The sequence below is a fragment of the Bradyrhizobium sp. SEMIA genome, assembly GCF_014844175.1.
In the GTDB taxonomy this organism is placed as follows: domain Bacteria; phylum Pseudomonadota; class Alphaproteobacteria; order Rhizobiales; family Xanthobacteraceae; genus Bradyrhizobium; species Bradyrhizobium arachidis.
Genome location: NZ_CP046601.1, coordinates 9,175,692 through 9,195,118 on the forward strand (window position 1 = coordinate 9,175,692; position 19,427 = coordinate 9,195,118).

22 protein-coding genes are annotated in these 19,427 nt (G+C 64.4%); 13 read left to right on the forward strand and 9 right to left on the reverse strand.

The genetic code is table 11. From position 1 onward, the window contains the following. Nucleotides 1-29: 29 nt before the first annotated feature. Entirely contained in the window at nt 30-422 is a 393-nt protein-coding gene (locus FOM02_RS43935) for a hypothetical protein (RefSeq protein WP_027557742.1), read from the reverse strand. A 131-nt stretch (nt 423-553) separates the two neighbouring features. Between FOM02_RS43935 and FOM02_RS43940 the strand changes: the two genes are divergently transcribed. Continuing rightward, a complete protein-coding gene (locus FOM02_RS43940) occupies nt 554-1,339 on the forward strand; it encodes an SDR family NAD(P)-dependent oxidoreductase (protein ID WP_027557743.1) in 786 nt (261 codons plus the stop codon). Here the strand turns inward: FOM02_RS43940 and FOM02_RS43945 are convergent. Both FOM02_RS43945 and FOM02_RS43950 read right to left on the reverse strand, forming a co-directional pair. Further along, nucleotides 1,336-1,566 carry a DUF6894 family protein gene (locus FOM02_RS43945; RefSeq protein ID WP_027557744.1) on the reverse strand — a complete coding sequence of 77 codons (231 nt, stop codon included), beginning with the start codon at nt 1,564-1,566 and terminating at the stop codon, nt 1,336-1,338. The genes FOM02_RS43940 and FOM02_RS43945 overlap by 4 nt on opposite strands. A 413-nt stretch (nt 1,567-1,979) precedes the next feature. Continuing rightward, nucleotides 1,980-2,999 carry a hypothetical protein gene (locus FOM02_RS43950; RefSeq protein ID WP_027557745.1) on the reverse strand — a complete coding sequence of 340 codons (1,020 nt, stop codon included), beginning with the start codon at nt 2,997-2,999 and terminating at the stop codon, nt 1,980-1,982. A 334-nt stretch (nt 3,000-3,333) separates the two neighbouring features. Here FOM02_RS43950 and FOM02_RS43955 point away from each other — a divergent pair, with 334 nt between their 5' ends. Both FOM02_RS43955 and FOM02_RS43960 read left to right on the forward strand, forming a co-directional pair. Next, complete coding sequence (locus tag FOM02_RS43955) at nt 3,334-3,930, forward strand: L,D-transpeptidase (protein ID WP_051395241.1); 597 nt, start codon at nt 3,334-3,336, stop codon at nt 3,928-3,930. Between the two features lie 146 nt (nt 3,931-4,076). Beyond that, entirely contained in the window at nt 4,077-4,274 is a 198-nt protein-coding gene (locus tag FOM02_RS43960) for a hypothetical protein (protein WP_027557747.1), read from the forward strand. Between the two features lie 18 nt (nt 4,275-4,292). Here the strand turns inward: FOM02_RS43960 and FOM02_RS43965 are convergent, their stop codons facing one another. Together FOM02_RS43965 and FOM02_RS43970 are read right to left on the reverse strand one after the other, a co-directional pair. Beyond that, entirely contained in the window at nt 4,293-4,724 is a 432-nt protein-coding gene (locus FOM02_RS43965; protein WP_027557748.1) for a hypothetical protein, read from the reverse strand. Nucleotides 4,725-4,856: 132 nt separating this feature from the next. Then, complete coding sequence (locus tag FOM02_RS43970; protein ID WP_027557749.1) at nt 4,857-5,321, reverse strand: MarR family winged helix-turn-helix transcriptional regulator; 465 nt, start codon at nt 5,319-5,321, stop codon at nt 4,857-4,859. Between the two features lie 102 nt (nt 5,322-5,423). On the opposite strand from FOM02_RS43970, the gene FOM02_RS43975 reads away from it, so the two are divergent. The 5 genes from FOM02_RS43975 (at nt 5,424) to FOM02_RS43995 (ending at nt 10,223) form a co-directional block, all read left to right on the forward strand. Beyond that, complete coding sequence (locus FOM02_RS43975; RefSeq protein WP_027557750.1) at nt 5,424-7,346, forward strand: FAD-binding monooxygenase; 1,923 nt, start codon at nt 5,424-5,426, stop codon at nt 7,344-7,346. A 152-nt stretch (nt 7,347-7,498) separates the two neighbouring features. Further along, a complete protein-coding gene (locus FOM02_RS43980; protein ID WP_265441155.1) occupies nt 7,499-7,693 on the forward strand; it encodes a hypothetical protein in 195 nt (64 codons plus the stop codon). After that, complete coding sequence (locus tag FOM02_RS43985) at nt 7,690-8,700, forward strand: DUF2336 domain-containing protein (RefSeq protein WP_265441156.1); 1,011 nt, start codon at nt 7,690-7,692, stop codon at nt 8,698-8,700. The genes FOM02_RS43980 and FOM02_RS43985 overlap by 4 nt, the downstream gene beginning before the upstream one ends. A 29-nt stretch (nt 8,701-8,729) precedes the next feature. Beyond that, entirely contained in the window at nt 8,730-9,050 is a 321-nt protein-coding gene (locus tag FOM02_RS43990) for a PilZ domain-containing protein (RefSeq protein WP_027557712.1), read from the forward strand. 54 nt (nt 9,051-9,104) lie between these two features. Beyond that, a complete protein-coding gene (locus FOM02_RS43995) occupies nt 9,105-10,223 on the forward strand; it encodes an HD-GYP domain-containing protein (RefSeq protein WP_265441157.1) in 1,119 nt (372 codons plus the stop codon). Between the two features lie 382 nt (nt 10,224-10,605). On the opposite strand, the gene FOM02_RS44000 is transcribed toward FOM02_RS43995, so the two are convergent. Further along, complete coding sequence (locus FOM02_RS44000; RefSeq protein WP_027557709.1) at nt 10,606-11,283, reverse strand: nitroreductase; 678 nt, start codon at nt 11,281-11,283, stop codon at nt 10,606-10,608. A gap of 124 nt (nt 11,284-11,407) precedes the next feature. On the opposite strand from FOM02_RS44000, the gene FOM02_RS44005 reads away from it, so the two are divergent. The 3 genes from FOM02_RS44005 to FOM02_RS44015 all read left to right on the forward strand — a co-directional run bounded on the left by FOM02_RS44005 (nt 11,408) and on the right by FOM02_RS44015 (nt 14,150). Next, complete coding sequence (locus FOM02_RS44005) at nt 11,408-12,370, forward strand: alpha/beta hydrolase (RefSeq protein ID WP_027557708.1); 963 nt, start codon at nt 11,408-11,410, stop codon at nt 12,368-12,370. Between the two features lie 113 nt (nt 12,371-12,483). After that, on the forward strand, nt 12,484-12,732 hold the full coding sequence (locus tag FOM02_RS44010) for a hypothetical protein (RefSeq protein ID WP_035729798.1): 249 nt from the start codon (nt 12,484-12,486) through the stop codon (nt 12,730-12,732). An 80-nt stretch (nt 12,733-12,812) separates the two neighbouring features. Continuing rightward, the gene (locus FOM02_RS44015; RefSeq protein ID WP_265441158.1) at nt 12,813-14,150 is read left to right on the forward strand and encodes a type II asparaginase; all 1,338 of its coding nucleotides are present in this window, start codon (nt 12,813-12,815) and stop codon (nt 14,148-14,150) included. Nucleotides 14,151-14,292: 142 nt separating this feature from the next. Here the strand turns inward: FOM02_RS44015 and FOM02_RS44020 are convergent, their stop codons facing one another. Both FOM02_RS44020 and FOM02_RS44025 read right to left on the reverse strand, forming a co-directional pair. Next, a complete protein-coding gene (locus FOM02_RS44020; protein WP_027557705.1) occupies nt 14,293-15,168 on the reverse strand; it encodes an MBL fold metallo-hydrolase in 876 nt (291 codons plus the stop codon). Nucleotides 15,169-15,194: 26 nt separating this feature from the next. Then, nucleotides 15,195-16,751, reverse strand: coding sequence for a winged helix-turn-helix domain-containing protein (locus tag FOM02_RS44025; protein WP_027557704.1), 1,557 nt, complete (start codon nt 16,749-16,751; stop codon nt 15,195-15,197). Between the two features lie 172 nt (nt 16,752-16,923). On the opposite strand from FOM02_RS44025, the gene FOM02_RS44030 reads away from it, so the two are divergent. Next, nucleotides 16,924-17,901: a Bug family tripartite tricarboxylate transporter substrate binding protein gene (locus FOM02_RS44030; protein WP_051377912.1), complete on the forward strand. Its 978-nt coding sequence runs from the start codon at nt 16,924-16,926 to the stop codon at nt 17,899-17,901. Nucleotides 17,902-17,926: 25 nt separating this feature from the next. Continuing rightward, nucleotides 17,927-18,943, forward strand: a complete 1,017-nt coding sequence (locus FOM02_RS44035; RefSeq protein WP_027557702.1) for a methyltransferase — start codon at nt 17,927-17,929, stop codon at nt 18,941-18,943. Nucleotides 18,944-19,070: 127 nt separating this feature from the next. Here the strand turns inward: FOM02_RS44035 and FOM02_RS44040 are convergent, their stop codons facing one another. Further along, a complete protein-coding gene (locus tag FOM02_RS44040) occupies nt 19,071-19,424 on the reverse strand; it encodes a DUF3551 domain-containing protein (protein WP_322596941.1) in 354 nt (117 codons plus the stop codon). Nucleotides 19,425-19,427: the final 3 nt, after the last annotated feature.

Here is a 19,427-nt window from a genome sequence, read left to right on the forward strand (position 1 = left end):
CACCGGCAAAGCCGGGCCGCCAAGGGCGGCTAGCCGCCCTTGCTGCGGATCAGGCCGGCGAGATTGGTCTTTTGCGCCTCGCACCAGCCGGGCATGCCGAGCCGGCGCTGATCCATGTCGGTTGCCTGCGTCGCCACCGCGACCTCGGCCATCAGATCGTCGTCCTGCTTCTCGCCCATCTTGCCGCCGGTGTGCATCCAGGCGATCGCCTTGCGCACCTTCTCGGTGGTGCCGTCGGGCAGCTGCATTTGCTGCGCCTTCTGCACGAGGTCCTGGTAGACGAGATCCGTGCCCGGGCACTCGACCTTGGCGGCGAAGGCCTGCAGGACCATCGTCACATAGGTCGAACGGACCGGCGCATCGCCCGCCTGGGCCGGCGCGGCGATCAACAACAGGCCTGCGATCAGAAAACCGGTGCGCATTCTTGGGGTACCTCCTCGTTTTTTTGGGAGGCTAGCGTCCGGCGCGCCGCTCCGCAATGGTGCCGGGGCGCAATTGTGGCGCCTCGATGCGGTGCGCTATCGTAGCGGATATCCCGGCCACGGAGAGCGACATGAGCCTGTTCAGCACGCCGTTCGATCCCGCTCACGACACCGCGCTCGTCACCGGCGCCGGTAACGGCATCGGCCGCGCGATCGCGCTGGGCCTGGTCGGCGAGGGCGTCCGGACCATGTTCGCCGACGTGAGCGCGGAGCGGGTGACTGCCGCGATCGGCGCGAGCAAGACGCCTGAGCTGGCGGTGCCGTGGGTCGGCGATCTCGCCAAGCTCGAGGCTTGCGACGAGCTGCTGGCCTCGGCACATGCGGTGCTGGGCGACGTCACGCATTTCGTGCACAGCGCCTCGCCGCCGCGGCGCGAGGCCGATCACGCGCTCGCTGTCGACCGCAGGACCTGGCAGGAGATGCATGCCGTCAATCTCGACGCCGGCTTTCATCTGGCGCGCGGAATCGCAACACGACTGATCGCGGCGAAGCGGCCTGGCTCGTTCCTGTTCCTCACCTCGCTGCATGCGGGCACGCCGCGCAACCTGCCGCATTATTCGACGGCGAAGGCGGGGATGGCGATGCTGGTGAAGGAGCTCGCGAAGACCTTTGGTCGTCGCAATATCCGCGTCAACGCGCTGGTGCCCGGTGCGATCGCGGCAGGTGGATTCGTTGCCGATGCCTCGCTGGCGAAACACATTCCGCTCGGGCGCCTCGGCGAAGCAAACGACCTCGTGCCGATGGCGCTCGCGGTGCTGTCGAACAAGCTGTCGGCTTATGTCACCGGCGCAGCGTTCGTCGTCGACGGTGGATTGTCGCTGACGAACTGGTTCGAAGCGCCGGTGCTTGAAGATTAGCGCTGCCAGGCCGGCACAGGATCGAGCGGCGTGCGATAGACCTCTTTGTGATCGCGATCGGTGACGCGCACCGCGCAGCCCTTCTGCTGCAGCTCCGGCTTCACCTGCGACAGCTCGCATGCGAGCTGAACGGCGCGATCCGAAGCGACCTCGATGTCTTCGAGGATGATTCCGCCCTGGTTCTTGAACTCTTCACCAACCACGAGATCGAAGGAGTAGTATGGCATCCGAATTCTCCGGTGTGACGACCCAAATTCCCAAACGAAGCCTTCGACGGAAGTCTTCAAAACATGCTGGATCGTACCACTGAGTCGATATCTATCGGATGAACAAGCCGCACAATCTCTGTGCCTAAGGCGCAGAAATGATGAGCAATGAACGGTGGCGTTAAGATTTTATTAAACATGTCCACGCGATCATGAGGCATGGAATTGCAGCAGAACCGGGCTCCGGGAACCGGCAGCTGCAAGAGAAGGCCGGCGGCATAGATCCCGACGGCCTTTTCTCTTGAAGCTTTCGTCGCGCAAACTTGCTTCACGAAAGCTTCCTTGGCGAAGACGAGTCAGCATCGCTTCCCGTAATCACCCGGACTCAACGCATCATCTCGACTCGGACAGCGTGTAGCGACGCTGGTGTTCGTCTAGTGCACCGGCATCGGCGGACGCACGACAGGTCCGTCGTCATCGGCAACAGCCTGCGTCGTCGTCACGGGCGCGACCGGCGGCGGTGCTGCGGCTGCCTGTGATGGCGGCGGCGGTGGCGCGAGCGGCGCGGGCGAGTAGGCCGGCATGTAGGTGTGTGACACGGCCGGCTTCGGTTTGCGAACTGGCGGCGGTGCGGGTCGCGGCTGAATCGCTGACACGCGTGCGCGCGGATCGACCGGCTTGGCCTCGGCTACGGGCTTCGGCACGGGCGGCTTGGTCATCTCACGGGCCAGCTGCTCCTGGCCGGCCTTCAGCTCGGCGATCGTCGTCTTGAGCTGCTCGATCTGCTGCGCCATCGCGGCCATGTCGCGCGTCATCGACTCCATCGATTGGGTGGCATCGGGCGGCGCTGCTGCGGTGGCGGTGGCAGGCTGAGGTGGAGGCGGCGAGGCCGGTTGATCGGCGATTTGATCGGTCGCCGCAGGCGGGGCCTCAGCTGCCGCGGGCGGGGCGGCCTGTGCAGCGGCGACCGGCGCCGTCTGCGGTGTCGCAGGCAGCAGCTGCGATGTCAGCGAGGCCAATGCCGGTGTCCATTGCGCGAGCATCTGTCTTGCGGTGTCGCCATGCTGCTCCCAGGCGATCGCGGCCGCCGCGCTGCCGCCCGCAAACAGAAATGCGACAGATGCGCCGCGCAGCCACGTGCTGACCGCGGATCGCTTCCGCCGGCCGCGACCATCGCTGGCCTCGACGCGCACCGCGCTGTCGACCGATGGAGCCGCGGCTTGTGCGCCGTAGACGATGCTGATGTTTTGCTCCGGCGCGAACTTCGGCTCCGGGCGGAGCGCGATATCGGGCGCCAGCGTCGGAGAAACGCTGATGGGGCGCGAAGCCTGCACCATATCCGGCGAGATCTGAATGTCCGGCGAGATCTGAACCGCGTCGTGCGGATCGTTGTCCTTGATCGTGTCCTTCACGATCTCATCGACGATTTGCTTGCTGTTCAGCGTCGCGAGCATCGCAGCTCCTTTGAAGCGCTCTTGGTCCGCATTGGCGCGAGCCGATTCGTTGAGGTGAGCCCATTCCCAAGTCCCATGACGCACGAGTCCAGCCGGGTTTGACCAAAGCAAGGCGAGGGGGTGGAGATCATGCGGCGCTCTTCCGCCGTTTGTGGTGATGGAACCCGCTCGATTGAACACGGGCAATTGTTCCCGGTCTGCCTTGTTTTCAGCACGATTTGGGCAGCATCTAGGGTTGCTGGGGGCGCTGCTGCTATCTGCTATCGGGGGGCCGGTGGTGCCAAAATCTCTGATTATTCCGTTTGTGGTTGCCTTGCTGCCGCTCGGCGGCTGCATGCAGGCAACGTTGTCGCCGTCGACCGACGCAAGCATGACGCCGCGCGACAGGCAGTTGCTCGCACATACGCCTTACGCCCAGGCGAGCGTGCCTGAGCAATATCTGCGTCACGTCGTCGATTATCCGCGCAAGGAGCAGCCGGGCACGATCCTGGTCGATACCGACGCGCGCTATCTCTATTACGTGCTGCCCGACGGCAAGGCGATCCGCTACGGCGTCGCGGTCGGCGAGGAAGCCATGGCCTTCTCCGGCGTCGCGCGCGTCGGGCGTCTGGCGGAATGGCCGGACTGGGTCCCGACCGCAGAGATCCAGGCGCGCCTCGGGCCGTATCCGGCGCGCGTTCGCGGCGGGCCCGCCAATCCGCTGGGCGCGCGCGGCATCTATCTCTATGCCGGCAACAAGGACACGCTCTATCGCATCCACGGCACCAACCAGCCCGAATATATCGGGCAGGCGATCTCGTCCGGCTGCATCCGGATGCGCAATGAGGACGTGATCGATCTCTACGACCGCGTGAAGCTCAATTCGACCGTGGTGGTGCTGCCGCCCGGGCAGAACGCGCGCGTCCAGGCGGGGCCCAGCTGGCGCGGGTAAGGCGCGGGATTCTGCGCGTGGCGGTCGCGGCGCTCACTCAAGCGTGAAGGCGGGCGCGATCGGCGCTTCGTCGAGAGTGAAATGCTTCACAGCGGTTTTGCTGCGGTTGCGCTATGCCTCCATGGCTCGTTGCCATTGGAGGCATCATGCAGAAATTTTTTTATCCATTGAATGAGACTGACCGCCGCGTCGTCCGCAAGTGGCGGATCGTGACACTCGGCTTTTACGGATCGCTCCTGGCCGGCATGGCGCTCTATGTGGTGATGCATTGGAATGCGGAGGTCAATTACGCCTCGGTCGATTCCAGCGCGCACGCGAAAGTGGTCAGCACGCGGGCACGCTGACCTCTCTGCCACCGTGCCTTATTCGTCGGGTCGCGCGATGCGCCATTGCAGCGTCGTGGCGTTGCCATTGGCATCGCCCGGCGCCTTGTCGGCGGGTGACGTGTACAGCGGGCGGTAGCGGTAGGCCCACATCTTGCTGCCGTCGTTGCGGCTGATCACGGTGAAGTCGCCGACGGCCTTGGCGTCGGCCGTCGCCGACAGCGGCACCCAGCTCTCGGTGCACTTGCCGTTGCAGTTCGAGGTCTTCCCGGTGGTGTCGCGCTCGTAATAATAGAGCGTCATGCCCTTGAGATCGACCAGCTTGGGACCCTGCTTGGTCAGGACCACCTTCGCCGGTGCGCTCGTCGCCTCGGGCTTCGGCGGAGGAGGGGCATCGCCGCCATGGCCGTTCGCGAGCGCAGGAACGGTCGAGAGCGCGACCGTCGCGGCAAAAATGACCAATCTGCGCATTCCAAGCTCCAAACCGGCAAAGTTAATCGCGCGTTAAGCGCCGAATGTTTCCGACGGTAGCAGCCGAAGGTTAGTTCCAGGTTTCGCAGGCCTGCGGCAATTACGGACAAAACTGCGGGACCAAATCCCGGACTACACTTGCACCTCGCGCAGCGGGGCGCGGCTGAGCTCGTTGCCGGCGGCAATGGCCTTGCGCAGCAGCCGCATCAGCTCATCGCCTTCCTTCGCGGTGAGGCCGCGCAGCATGATGCGCTGGGCGGACTCGACCGCCGGCGTGATCTTGCGCAGCGTGCGCCGCCCCTCGTCGGTGATCTCGAGCTCGCGGGCGCGGCGGTCGCGCGGACTGGCGCGGCGCTCGGTAAGACCCTTCTGGACAAGGCGATCGATCACGCCGGTAATGGTGGTGCGGTCATAGGCGATGAGACCGGCGAGCGTCACCTGGTCGAGCCCCGGATTGGCCTTGATGGTCGCGAGCGCGGCGTATTGCACCGGCGTGAGGTCGAAGCCGACATCGCCGACCTCCGCCAGGAATACCGCCACCGCGATCTGCTGGAACCGGCGCGCCAGGTGGCCGGGCATGTCGCTAGGATCGCTCACCGAATTCTCCTTAAGAGCAGGGAGGGGTGTGATTATTGACAAGCATACTGATAGTCAGCATACTGAGCAATACCAAACAGAACGTTTCCGGGAGAGGTGCTCATGCAATTCCATCTCAATGGATTCCAGCCTGGTGATCCTGAGATCGCCGATCCCGCCGAGCGCATTCAGGCTTCGGGTGCGCCGGGCACCGTGCCTAAAGAGGTCGATGTGCTCATCGTCGGCTGCGGCCCGGCGGGCCTGACGCTCGCCGCGCAGCTCGCGCAATTCCCTGACATCAAGACCTGCATCGTCGAGCAGAAGCCGGGCCGGTTGCTGGTCGGGCAGGCCGACGGCATCGCCTGCCGCACCATGGAGATGTTCCACGCCTATGGCTTCAGCGAGCGCGTGCTGAAGGAGGCCTATTGGGTCAACGAGACCACGTTCTGGAAGCCCGACGAGCAGGCGCCGGAAAAGATCGTGCGCAGCGGCCGGGTGCAGGATGTCGAGGATGGCCTGTCCGAATTCCCGCATGTCATCTTGAACCAGGCGCGTATCCATGACGGCTTTCTCGACGTCATGCGCAAGTCGCCCGCCAAGCTCGAACCGCATTACAGCCGCCGCCTGCTGGATCTCGAGGTCGATCCGGCCGCAGGGCTCAGCGATCATGCCGTGACCGTGCGCCTCGAACGCGTCGATGCCGCGAACGAGGGCAAGGTGGAAACGATCAAGGCGCGCTACGTCGTCGGCTGCGACGGCGCGCGCAGCACGGTGCGCAAGTCGATCGGCCGCGAGTTGCACGGAGATTCCGCCAACCACGCCTGGGGCGTGATGGATGTGCTGGCGGTGACCGATTTTCCCGACATCCGCTTCAAGGCGCTGATCCAGTCGGCGAAGGACGGCAGCCTGCTGATCATTCCGCGCGAGGGCGGCTACATGGCCCGCCTCTATGTCGAGCTCGCCAAGCTCGACGTCGGCGAACGCGTCGCCAACCGCAACATCACCGCCGATGACGTGATCGCGAAAGCGCAGCGGATACTGAAGCCGCATACGCTGGATGTGAAGGAGATCGCCTGGTGGTCGGTCTACGAGATCGGCCAGCGCCTCACCGACAAGTTCGACGACGTGCCGGAGGCCGAGATCAATGCGCAATTGCCGCGTATCTTCATCGCCGGCGATGCCTGCCATACCCACAGCCCGAAGGCCGGGCAGGGCATGAACGTCTCGATGCAGGACGCCTTCAATCTCGGCTGGAAGCTCGCGGCCGTGCTGCGCAAGCAGTGTGCGCCACGCCTGCTGCATTCCTATTCTGCGGAACGGCAGGCGGTCGCCAAGGAGCTGATCGATTTCGACCGCGAATGGGCGGGGATCTTGGCGTCCGCTGCCAAGGCCGGCGGCGCCGATGCGGCCAAGACGCAGGACTATTTTGTCCGGCACGGTCGCTACACCGCAGGCACCGCAACGCATTACAAGCCATCGATCCTCACCGGCGCGGCGTCACATCAGCATCTCGCCGAAGGCCTCGCTATCGGCAAGCGTTTTCACTCTGCGCCGGTGATCCGGCTGGGCGACGCCAAGCCGGTGCATCTCGGCCATGCCGCGCAGGCGGATGGCCGCTTCCGGATCTACGCGTTTTCTCCCGCGGAAGATCCGGCGGCCGCAGGCTCGGCCATTCGCGCGCTGTGCAATTTCCTCGCTGAATCCCAGAAATCTCCAATCCGGCGATATACGCCTAGAAGCGGCGATATCGACAGCGTGATCGATCTGCGCGCGGTGTTTCAGCAGGATCATCGCGAACTCGCCATCGAGGCGATGCCGCCGATGTTGCTCCCGAGCAAAGGCCGTTACGGCTTGTACGACTACGAGAAGATGTTCTGTCCGGACCTCAAGAGCGGCCAGGACGTGTTCGCCATGCGCGGCATCGACCGGAAGGCGGGCTGCATGGTCGTGGTGCGGCCGGACCAGTATGTCGCGACGGTGCTGCCGCTCGATGATTTTGCTGCGCTTGCGTCGTACTTCGGCGGCTTCATGCTGCAAGCGAGCTGAGGGCAAAACAGCGCTTCCAGCGCTGTGCCGATGAACGGCGAATGAATATTGAACCGCGTGCGGCGTGCATCTCGATCTTTCGACGGATGCGACGACCGCCCGCGGAACGCTCGGTTCAATGGCGCGTTCGGCCTTGAGAGGAGGAACACGCCATGAGACTTAAAAGCGTTTTGGTTGCAGCATTGCTGCTCGCCCCGACGGCCGCGCTGGCCGCGCCGGGCATCGTCACCGTCTCGACCGGCCTGCGCGCCGGTCCGGGTTCGGGCTTTCCGCTGGTCGATCGCATCCCCGAGGCGCCCGCGTCAACATCCACGGCTGCCTGCGCGGCAATGCCTGGTGCGACGTGAGCTTCTCGGATGATCGCGGCTGGGTGTCATCGCAATATCTCGAATATCTCTATCGCAACCACTACGTCTATCTCCCCGATTATGTCGACGAGATCGACGTGCCTGTCGTTCCCTTCGCGCTGGCCTCGTACTGGTCGAGCTATTATGAGGGGCGGCCTTGGTATCGCCGCCACGCCTACTGGAATAATTACTGGACCTCGCACCAGCGCCTCGCGACACAGATGACGATCGATCCGCGTGCCGCTCGTATCGGCCGCGCGGCGACGCGCGATGCCGCGGTTGCGTTGGGGCGTGAGGGTGTGCACGCCAGAGGCAATGTGAATGGCAATGTCAGGAGCGATGCTGCGGTCTCCGGGCGCGACGCCGCGACTGCACGCCACGACGCCGCCATTGGCAGACGCAACGCCGCGGTGACGACGGACCGGGCTCGCGTCGGGCAAAGCGAGCGCTTCGCGCATGAGCGGGTCCAGGAGCGGGCCAATGTCCAGGGCCGCAATCCGCGCGATGCGCAAGCGCGCATGATGCATGAGCAGGCGGCGGGCCGAGCCGCGGTGCGTGCGGCCAAGCCCAACGCGTCCGCCGCGCCGCCCGCCCAAACAGCCGCGCCGGCGCGACCCTGCCCGGCCGACTATGCCGGCGCACGGCCGGAGATCGTCGCGCTCAACCGCGTCGGCAAGCTCAACGATTCCACGGTGAACCGCTTCGCGATCCGCGGCGAGACCGCCAGCCTGTTCACGGCGCTGTCGGTGCTGTCAGGCGCTCCGATCGAGGTCGTCGAGCGCATCATGGCCGACGGCGATTGCGAGGGCCTGGTGATGGCCTGCCGGGCGTCGCGGCTGAACTGGGCGACTACGCTTGCGATCCTGAGCAACCGAAGCGGTACGCGGCTCTCCTTCGCCGAGCGCGAGCGCGCACACCACATCTACGAGACACTGCTTCTGTCGACCAGCCAATGGACGGTGCGCTGGGGAGAAATTGCGGCAAGCGCCAAAGCGAACGGTCGGTGAAATCGCGGCGCGACAATGGGGGAAAGCCAATGAAGTTCGACGGTCGAAAGGCGGCTCGCGTAAGGATGGATCACAAGCAACCCGTCAACCTGATGGGCTCGGACGGTACGTGGCGACGCAGCTGCGTCCTGCTCGACGTGTCGCAAACCGGCGCAAAGGTCGAGGTCGAAGGTACGCTCGACGTGCTCCAGGCCAAGGAGTTCTTCATGCTGCTGTCGTCGACCGGATTGGCTTACCGGCGCTGCGAGCTGATCTGGATCGACGGCACCACGGCCGGCGTTCACTTCATCACCGCAGATGGCAAGAGGAAGCAGAAGGCGAAGGCCGAGAGCGCGGCCCAGAGCAAGTAACCCAATCATTCATCCAGCGATTTGAAGCAAATGCGGTAACGTCCAGGTCAGACCGTGCAGAACGCGCGAACCATACAAAACCCCGTCAATCGAGACGGTATCCGGGAAACGGAGGCCGCGCGCCCTCTCGTGCAAGTGCTGGCCGACACGTCCGACAAACTGTCGGGCATTCGCTCGATCCTCGAAGAGAGATTTACCGTCGCCGGTGAACGGCTCGATGCCGACGCCAAGCTGTCGCAGGTGCCGTCCGCCATCGTCATCCGCGCGGAGCTACGCGACGTCGACAATATCGCCGCCATCAAGAAGCGCGCCGGCAAGCTCGCCAAGGCGAAGAAGCGCATCTTCCTGCTCGAGCACACCTCTCACGTCGGCATTTCACAGGCCTACGCGCTCGGCGCCACTCTCGTGCTTCCGGCGATGGTCACCCGGACCAGACTGCTGGCGGCGCTGTCCGATTCTGCCGACCCGGCCTCGGCCTTGTCGAATGATCCGGCCGGGCCGGACAACGCGGTCGAGGCCGCGGCGACCGCCATCGCCTCGATGTTCACCGCCGTCACGCTTGGCCAGCCGCTCGACGTGGACGGCACCAAGGAAGCCGGTCGCCAGATCGCCGATCGCATCACCCAGCACGGCCTGTCCGAATGGCTCACGACGGTACGTCGCCACCACGAGGGAACCTACCAGCATTGCCTGCTGGTCACCGGCGTCGCCATCGACTTCGGCTTGAGCCTCGGCGTCCGCCCCGCAGACCTCGAGCGCCTGTACACGGCGGCGATGTTCCACGACATCGGCAAGGCCCAGATTCCCCTCGCCATCCTCGACAAGCCCGGCCGGCTCGATCCGGAAGAGCGCGCCATGATCGAGACCCATCCTGCCGCCGGCTACGATTTTCTGAAAAACCACGACAAGATCACGCCGGAGATCCTCGATGCCGTCAGGCATCATCACGAATATCTCGACGGCAGTGGCTATCCGGACGCGCTCTGCGCCGAGAACATCAGCGACATCGTCCGTATTCTCACCATCTCCGACATCTTTGCGGCGCTGATCGAGCACCGCCACTACAAGCCGACCATGCCACGCACGGAGGCCTACAACATTCTCTGCGGGATGAATGGGAAGCTTGAGAAGGTGCTGGTGAGCTCATTCAAGCAGGTCGCGCTCACGCGATGAGCGCGTCGATCTCGTCTTCGCGATGACGCTTCATCGCGCCTTAGTGCGTGGCCCGGAATTTGGCCCGCTGCGGCATCGACCGGCAAGCCAGGCCTTCCGCAAGCAGCCTCATGTCCTCGCGTCTGCCGCTGCGTATGAGCCTGCTGAACTCTTCAGGTGTGAAGGGAAGACTTGGATCCTCATCGATCGGGCGCCGCACTCGCGGACCGAAGAACCACCGAACCAGGCTAGCCAGCCGCCGCATATCAATTCCCTCGCGCCAGCAACAAACCCTTTAGCCCGCATATTGTTCCTCCTGCACGATCGAGATTGCAAGAGGCCGTAACGACTCCGCACCAAAAATTTCCGCGAGAGAATATTCTCCTCCCCATGAATCGTCGTGCTAATCGGCAAAACCGACGTAGCGCACGAACTCCGCGTTGTGCTCGCGATCCGAGCGCACCGCGTTCGCGGCAAAGTTGTCGTCGGGATAGCCCATCGCCACGCAGGTCATGATGACCTCGTCCTCTGGAATTCTGGCGACTTCGCGCACGATGTCGGAACGCATGATGCCCTGCCCGTTGATGACGGACCCGAGACCGCGGTCCCAGGCCGCGAGCACGATGCCGTAGCAGAGCGCGCCGAGATCGAAATGGCAGACCGCGCCGGGATCGAGCACGCGGTCATAGGTGAGGACCAGCGAGACCGGCGCGTCGAATTGGCGGAAGCCGCGCAGCACCCAGTCCTGCCGCATCGGCTTGTCGTCGCGCGCAATGCCCATTGCGCCGAACAGTTTCTTGGCGATGTCGACCTGCCGGGTGCGGTGCACGCCCTGGTACTCGCCATGGCTGACGATGTCGCGCTTGACCTTGGCGCCGCCAACCATCTCCTCCATGTTGCGTCGGCGCACCTCTTCCAGCGGCGCGCCAGTCAGCACGTGGACATGCCAAGGCTGGGTGTTCATCGACGACGGCGCGCGCTTGGCGCTGTCGATGATCGCCTCGATCACAGAACGGGCTACCTGCTGCTGCTTGAAACCGCGTACACTGCGGCGCGACTGGATCAGCGTCTCGAATTCCACCCTAGAACCTCCCTGCCCCTGCGTTCGCGCGCATTGCAATCGTAACGCGTCTGCGGTTGCCGATGCGGCGCGCCAAATCTATGCTAGCGCGCAAGCAAGACCAAGAACCCTTATGAGGATCATCATGCCTGCACCGCTCGATCCCGTCATCGCCCAGATCATTCCGCTGCTGCCGCTGCGCGATCCCACCACGATGACGCCACAGAGCGCTCGCGATTCCTTGCGCGAACTGGCTGCCTCGCGCGCGGCGGTGCCGCCGCCGCCCGTCGCCAGCGTGCAGGATATCAAGGTGAAGGGCGGCGCCGGACCGCTCGATGCGCGTGTCTACCGGGTCGGCACCACGCCGGCGCCGACGGTGGTGTTCTTCCATGGCGGCGGCTGGGTCGCGGGCGATCTCGAAACGCATGACCGCCAGGCGCGCAATCTCGCGATCGAGACCGGCGCCGTCGTCGTCTCCGTCGATTATCGCCGCCCGCCGGAAACCCGCTTTCCCGGCGCCTTCGAGGACGCCTTCGCAGCGGTCAGCGACGTGTTTGGCCGCGTCGCGGAATTTGGCGGCGATGCCAAGCGCTTCGGCGTTGCCGGCGACAGCGCCGGCGGCAATCTCGCGGCCACCACCGCGATCGCCTGCCGCGATGCCGGCATCAGGCTTGCTGCGCAGCTGCTGGTCTATCCCGTGACCGATACGGTCGGCCTCTATGCCGACGTCAGCGAGAACGCGCGCTTTCCCTCACGCGCGGAAAATGCCGATGGCTACTTCCTCACGCGTGCCACGATGCAATGGTTTTGCGGCCACTACCTTGCCGATTCCGCTCACGCCGCCGATTGGCGCGTCTCCCCGCTCCGCGCCACCTCGCTCAAAGATCTCGCGCCGGCGGTCGTGACCACCGCCTGGTTCGATCCGCTGCGTGACGAAGGCGCCGCCTATGCGCGGGCGCTGGAAGGTGCCGGCGTGCCGGTGAGGCAGCATGAGGGCCCCGGCCTGATCCACGGCTATTTCGGCCTCGGTGATGCTTCCGAGGCGGCACGCGCCGAGGCGCAGCGCGCACGGGCCGATTTCAAGGCGTTGCTCGCGCGCGGAATCTGAACCGCAGATGAATGGCAACAGCTGCGATTGAGCATGTGGCGCGCGATCCTGCTTGATTGCGCCACGATTCGCGGCTCCAATCCGCATGCCATTTCTGGTTTAGGGAGACACCCATGATGAAGCGGATTTTCCTCGCAGCGATCGTTGCCACCTTTGCAGCAGGCTCGGCCTTCGCGGACGACACCTGCGAGAGCAAGGCCGTCGGCAAGGACGGCAAGCCGCTGGCCGGCGCCGCCAAGACCTCGTTCCTGAAGAAGTGCAAGGCGGACGCCTGCGCGCCCAAGGCCGTCAGCGCCGATGGCAAGCCGCTCGCCGGCGCCGCCAAGAGCAGCTTCATGAAGAAGTGCGAAGTCAGCGCGTAGCGCCCGCGGAGCTGCGGCTTCTCTGAACTTACTGCCGCTTTAGCGAGCAATCGCTCGTGCCACGAACTCGATGCCCGGGCTTGTCCCGCCTGCGAGGCCGAAGCCTCTTCGGCGAGGCGAAGGCCCGGGCATTCGCGTTCTGGTTTCCGAATGGAGATAGAGGGTGGGGAGAATCGTCGCCGCCACAACGCGGGCGCCGCGCACTCCAGCCAGCCAACTCATCCGGCGATACTACAACCCTAGACAGAAAGCTCCGGCTGACGGATCATGCAGTGCTGAGCGAAACGGGGCGCATCGACGAAGGTTTCCAGGAAAGGGACGTCAAGATGTGGCAACTTCGAGTGCGTCATCAGATCATGGCGACAGTGAGCTTGCTGTTCGCGCTGCTCATTAGTCTTGAAGCTGCGAACGCGAGGGGCCCCGGTCTGCCCAACGTCATGGTTCTGGCCACCGGCGGTACGATCGCCGGCAGCGGCGCGAGCAGCACCACCGTGGTCGGCTACACCGCAGCCACGGTGGGCATAGAGACCCTCCTGAACGCCGTCCCCGAACTGAAAACGGTGGCTAACGTCAAGGGCGAGCAGGTCTTCCAGATCGCCAGCGAGAACATGAACAATGACTACTGGCTCAAGCTTGCAAAGCGCGTCAACACGCTCCTCGCGCAGGATGACGTGGACGGGATCGTGATCACGCACGGCACCGATACGATCGAGGAGACCAGCTATTTCCTGAACCTGGTCGTCAAGAGCAGGAAGCCCGTCGTCATCGTCGGCGCAATGCGGCCGTCGACGGCGATCAGCGCCGACGGGCCGATCAACCTCTTCAACGCGGTGATCCTCGCAGGCAGTGACGAGGCCGTCGGCAAGGGCGTGCTCGTTGCTCTCAACGATCAGATCAACGCGGCGCGCGACGTCACCAAGAACAACACCTCGACGGCCGACACCTTTCGCACCCCGGAACTCGGCTTTCTCGGCTACATGCAGGGCAACAAGCCGTATTTCTATCGCCAATCGACGCGCCGGCACACCGCGGACTCCGAATTCGACATCTCCAACCTCGATGCCCTGCCGCAAGTCGATATCGTCTACGGCTACGCCAACATGAACCGCGTCGCGGTCGACGCCTTCGTCGCCGCCGGGGCCAAGGGCATCGTGCATGCCGGCGTGGGTGACGGCAGTCTTGCCCGGCCCGCGGTCGAGCCGGCTCTCGATGAGGCCCGCAAGAAGGGGGTCGTGATCGTCAGAAGCAGCCGTGTCGGCAACGGCATCGTCGCGCGCAACGGGGAAGCCAAGGACGACGAACACGACTTCGTCGTCTCTGATACGCTCAATCCGCAGAAGGCGCGGATCCTGCTGATGCTGGCGCTGACCAAGACGACCGACACCAAGGAAATTCAGCGGATGTTCTTCACGTATTAGATCGTCCGACGCGCGGTCGCTCCACGAACTCGTCATGCCCGGGCAGAAGCGCGTCTTCGCGCTAGATGTCCGGGCATCCACGTTCTTGTTTCCGTGTAGCAAAGGCCGTGGATGGCCGGGACAGGCCCGGCCATGACGGCGATCACTCCCGCCTGAACCGATAATCGAACGCGGCTCCGAACGGCTTGATCAGCCCCACCGTCGGCGCCGGGAAATGCACCGGCAGGATCAGCGTGTCCGTGTCCGCGACGGAGGCGAAGAACGTCCGCCGCGACACCGCCGACTGTTTTGGATCCCAATCCGGCTTCGCCGACCAGTCCGGCTCGCGGCATTGGATCTGGTGATGCATGAGATCGCCCGCGACCACCGCGCGCTGACCTCTCGAAAAGATGTTCACGCAGCAATGGCAGGGCGAATGCCCCGGCGTCGGCGTCAGCGTGACGGTGTCGTCGAGCGCGTAGTCGTCGTCGACCAGGAGCGCCTGCCCGGCCTCGACAATCGGCAGGCAATTGTCGCGAAACACGGTGCCCGGCGGATTATTGCCCTTGGCATGCTCGGCCTCCCAGGCCGCATACTCGCCCTTGTGGAAGACGTATGTCGCGTTCGGAAACGTCGGCACCCAGCGGCCGTCGCGCAAGGTCGTGTTCCAGCCGGTGTGGTCGATGTGCAGATGCGTGCAGAACACGTAGTCGATCTGCTCGAAGCCGATCCCGAGCGCGAACAATTCGTTGCGCCAACGCTCCTTGCCGGGGAAGTCGAATGGCGGCGGATGGCCCTTGTCCTCGCCGGTGCAGGTATCGACTAGGATGGTGTAGCGCGGCGTGCGCACCACAAAGGTCTGATAGGTGATCACCATCATGCCGCGCGCGGCGTCGAACACCTCCGGCTCCATCGTCGGCAGATGCCGGGCGAACACGCCCTCTTCATAGGCCGGGAAAAAATCCTGCGGCCGCCGCCACGGCCCTTCCCGCTCGATCACCGCATCGATCGCGACGTCGCCGATCCGGAGTTGCTTCATGACTATATCGCTCTCCTGCTCTCCATTTACGCCTCAGGAAGGCCTGCCTTGCGTAGACCCTCGGCGACGCGAATTCGCTGTTTCAGGCAGATTGGGTTATCGGTTGGAGAGCTCACGTCGTATTGCGCGATGCTGAACCCGGGCGTGAGGCTGAGCCCCGCCTGCACGACGTCCCGTGCTTCGTCGTTCCGCCCGAGATGAGCTAACGCGGCTGCGAGAAAGAAATGTACGAACGGAGCGATGTTCCGGTTGATCGCGATCGATCGCTTGAACCATCGCGCGGCAGCTTCGTCCGCTCCGAGATAGGATTGTGCGACGCCTGCCGTATTCATCCAGGACGAGGCCTTTGTGTCGCGAGGCGAAAGCCTGAATGCTTCCATGATGTGGGCTTCGGTCTCCTCGGCTCGGCCGAGATAGCATTTACCGAGCCCTATCCACCCATGGGCGGTCGCCAGGTTTCGATCCAGCACCAAGGCCCGCTCGCATTCGGCAATGCCCTGGGCGGCGCGCCTGGTGAAGATCTGGACGACACCCATCAGGCAATGCGCTCTCGCGTGATTGGGCGCCCGGGCAAGTATCGGCACCAAGGACTCCTCGACCGCCCGCAGGGGCACCGTCCGGTCTATCAATCTGGACGTCGCTCGCATGGCATCGACGTCGGCGATGCCCACCATGGCCTCGACGTTGGTGGCGTCGAGGCGGAGCGCCTGTTCGAAGAACGGACGAGCCTGCGACAGGGTTGCAGGATCGGTTCCGCGATTCAGATAGGCCATGCCCTGGAAGTACAGGTCCATCGAGTCAGGGTTCGGCATCGTCGCCGCGCGCCGGGCCTCCACCACGACCAGCTCGGTTCCAAGTTGATTGGCAAGGCGGGCGCCGATCTCGTCCTGCATGTCAAAGAGGTCGGCGACCTCCTTATCGAACCGTTCGCCCCACAAATGATTGCCGGTCTCGGCGTCAATGAGCTGGACGTTGATGCGCATCCGGCTTCCCGCCCGCTGCACCGAGCCAGCGAGCACGTAGCGAACGCCGAGCTCGCGGCCGATCTGCTTCAAATCGGCCTGCGCCTTCTTGAACGTGAAGGCGGTGTTCCGGCCGATCACGTAGATGCCGGCCATCCGCGACAGGTCCGTGGTGAGGCTCTCCGTCACGCCATCGACGAAATAGTCCTGCGCGGGATCGGGGCTCACATTGGCAAAGGGCAGGACCACGAGCGACGGCTTGCCCGCGGCGGGAGTGGGCGGTCTGCTGGCGGCTGCTGTTGCCGGCCCGAGCGCCTCGCGCACAGTCGCGACGAAGCGGATACCCCTGCGTGGAAAGGTCTTGATAAGCCGCTGCTCGTCTCCGGAATCGCCGATCGCCTTCCGCGCTGCATTGAGCCGGGTGGTCAGAGCGACGTCAGATACGGCGCGGCCTTGCCAGATCGCGTCGATCAAATCGTCCTTGCTGACGACGCGCTCGCGATTGGCGATCAGATATCCCAGCAGGTCGAACACCTGGGGCGCGATGGCGATGACGTCGGCACCACGGCAAAGTTCGCGCCGATCGGTGTCGAGAGAGAAATCGTCGAACGAATAGCGCAAGCCAAGTCCCCGCCGCGTTCCATGGCCGATATTCCGTTGCTCGCGCTCAAGAATAAGCGGCCGGTAAGGAAAAAGTAAGCCGCCGGGAAAGCCTGTTTCGTTCATTCCTGAAATGCTACACCCGCAGGTAGAGCCTGCACGGACGCATTGGATCGGGTCGTGGAGACAGGTGATGATCACACGTCGTGACGTATTGACCGCATCGGCCGGCATCGTGCTCGCTGTCGCGGATCGCGTAGCGCCGGTGCTCGCGCAGCCGCTCGCGAAGACCGTGCATGTCCTGACAGGCTTCACGCCGGGACTGCAGGACGCCCTGGCGCGGCTCGTGACCGGCCAGATGAGCGACTATGCGGAAATCATCGTCGTCGAGACCCGGCCGGGCGCAGGCGGCCGCATCGCGGTCGAGGCGGTGAAGAATGCCGACACCGACGGATCGGTCATGCTACTGGCGCCGCTGGGCTTCATGATGTTCTTTCCGCACGTCTATCGGAGCTTGCGATACCAGCCGAGCGATTTCACGCCGGTGTCGACCGTCGCCTCGACCCCGACATTGCTGATGGTCGGCCCAAAGGTGCCGGCCGATGTCAAGACGCTGGCAGATTTCGTGGCCTGGTGCCGCGCCAATCCGAAGCTCGCCACTTTCGGCACGCCGGGCGCCGGAACCACGCTGCATTTTCTCGGTACGACACTTGGCCGCAGCGCCGGCTTCGATTTTCTTCACGTACCCTATCAGGGCGGTGGCGCGATCCAGGATCTGGTCAAGGGCGTGATTGCGGCGGCCGTCATGCCGATCGGCAGCGCGCTCGGGCTGGTCCAGTCCGGCGATCTTCGTGCGCTGGCGACCACCGGGCCACGCCGCAGCCCGTTCGTACCCGCGGTGCCGACGATGCGGGAAGCCGGCTACCCGGCGCTCGAGGACCTCACATGGTTTGCATTCTTCGTTCCGGCGAAGACGCCGGCGCCGATCGTCGAAAAGCTCAATGCCTCGATCCAGGTGGCCGTGCGCACCGACGAGGTCCGATCCGGAATGGCGAAGCTGGCCTTCGAGCCCGACGTGATCGCGATGGGAGACTTCGCCCGGCTGATCGCATCCGAATCCGACCGCTGGAAGGCGATCGTGCAGGCAACCGGGTTCGTGCCGACCGATTGACGCGGGTTTGCCAGGGAGGCAACACATGAACCAGCCGGCATCCGTCCACGATCTGGTGCAGTCGCATCGCATCACAGCGGTGATCTATACCGCCGCGAAGCTCAATCTCGCCGAGGCCATCGGCGACGCGACGAAATCGGTGGCCGAGCTCGCCCGTCTGGTATCCGCCGACGAGAGCGCATTGCGCAGATTGCTGATCGGCCTGACGACGCTTGGCCTGTGCAGGCAGGCCGACCACGACCGCTTCGCCATGACCGAGCTCGGCCGGCAGCTCGACGAGCGCGCCGAGCCGTCCTTCAAGGATTGGGTGCTGTTCGAGGGCGAGATGCTCGCGCAAGCCTGGAGCGGACTGCTCGATTCGGTTCGCACCGGAAAGACTGCGACGCAGCTGCGTGGCGATGGTGACGACCGCTATGCCGTGACAGGCCACGCGACGGAGTGGAACCGTCGATTCAACGCGGCAATGGTCAGCCTCACCCGAAGCATCGTGCCGAAAATCGTTGCGGCCCACGACTTTACCGCCGCACGCGTCGTCATGGATGTCGGCGGCGGCACCGGCGAATTGATTGGCGGCGTGCTCGAGCGCAATCCCCATCTTCAAGGCATTACCCTCGACCTCGCGCGCTGCGAGGCGGACGCGCGCGCACGCTTCGGCCGGCTCGGCATTGCCGGCCGCTGCAGGTTCGTCGCCGGCAGCTTCTTCGAAATCGTCCCAAGCGGGGCCGACACCATTTTGATGAAAAGCATCCTGCACAATTGGAAGGACGACCGCTGCGAGGCCATTCTGCGCAACTGCCGCCAGGCGTTGCCGTCGAGCGGCACGCTGATCCTCGTCGAGCGGATCATGCCGGAGCGTGCCACCACAGAGCCCAAGGACCGCTCCTGCATCATGAGCGACCTCAATATGCTGCGTGGCCCCGGCGGCTGCGAGCGCACTGAAGCCGAGTACCGCGGGCTCGCTGTCCTGGCCGGCTTCGCTTTCGTGGGGACGACCGATATCGGTTCGTTCAGCTTGATCAAATTCAGGAAGGTCGATGAGTGAGGCGGCCAGGGTCGTGCCGACCCGTGCGCCGTCACGAATGCTGTCGGTGCGCTAACAAATGTGGTGCGACTTGATCGCCGGGTTGCGAGTGACCCAGGACGGGCCACGTCGAGGTCAGTAAGCCGCATCAGTATGGGGCAGAAGGACGCAGGCGGCCCCCTGACAGCCTCGGCTGCGGTCGCCGCCAGTAAGGGTTCTCCAGGCACATCGCGGCAAGTCCGATCGCCGCCACCCGGCACTGATCCCATGTCGTATAGGCGCATTCGAAATAGGTGCTGCCACCCCACTCCCATTTCTGCAGGCAGACAGGGGACCTGGGATCGAAAGTTTGAGCAGTAGCCGAGGTGATCACCAGGATCATCGCACTGCTCAGGATTAGCCAACGGAGCATCCGCATCGCCACCTCCTCGAATGGGTCATCCAGGTTACCGGTTCTACCGCCGCTCGCGTGTCGAACGGAGACGCTTTGCGGCGTTTCCATCCA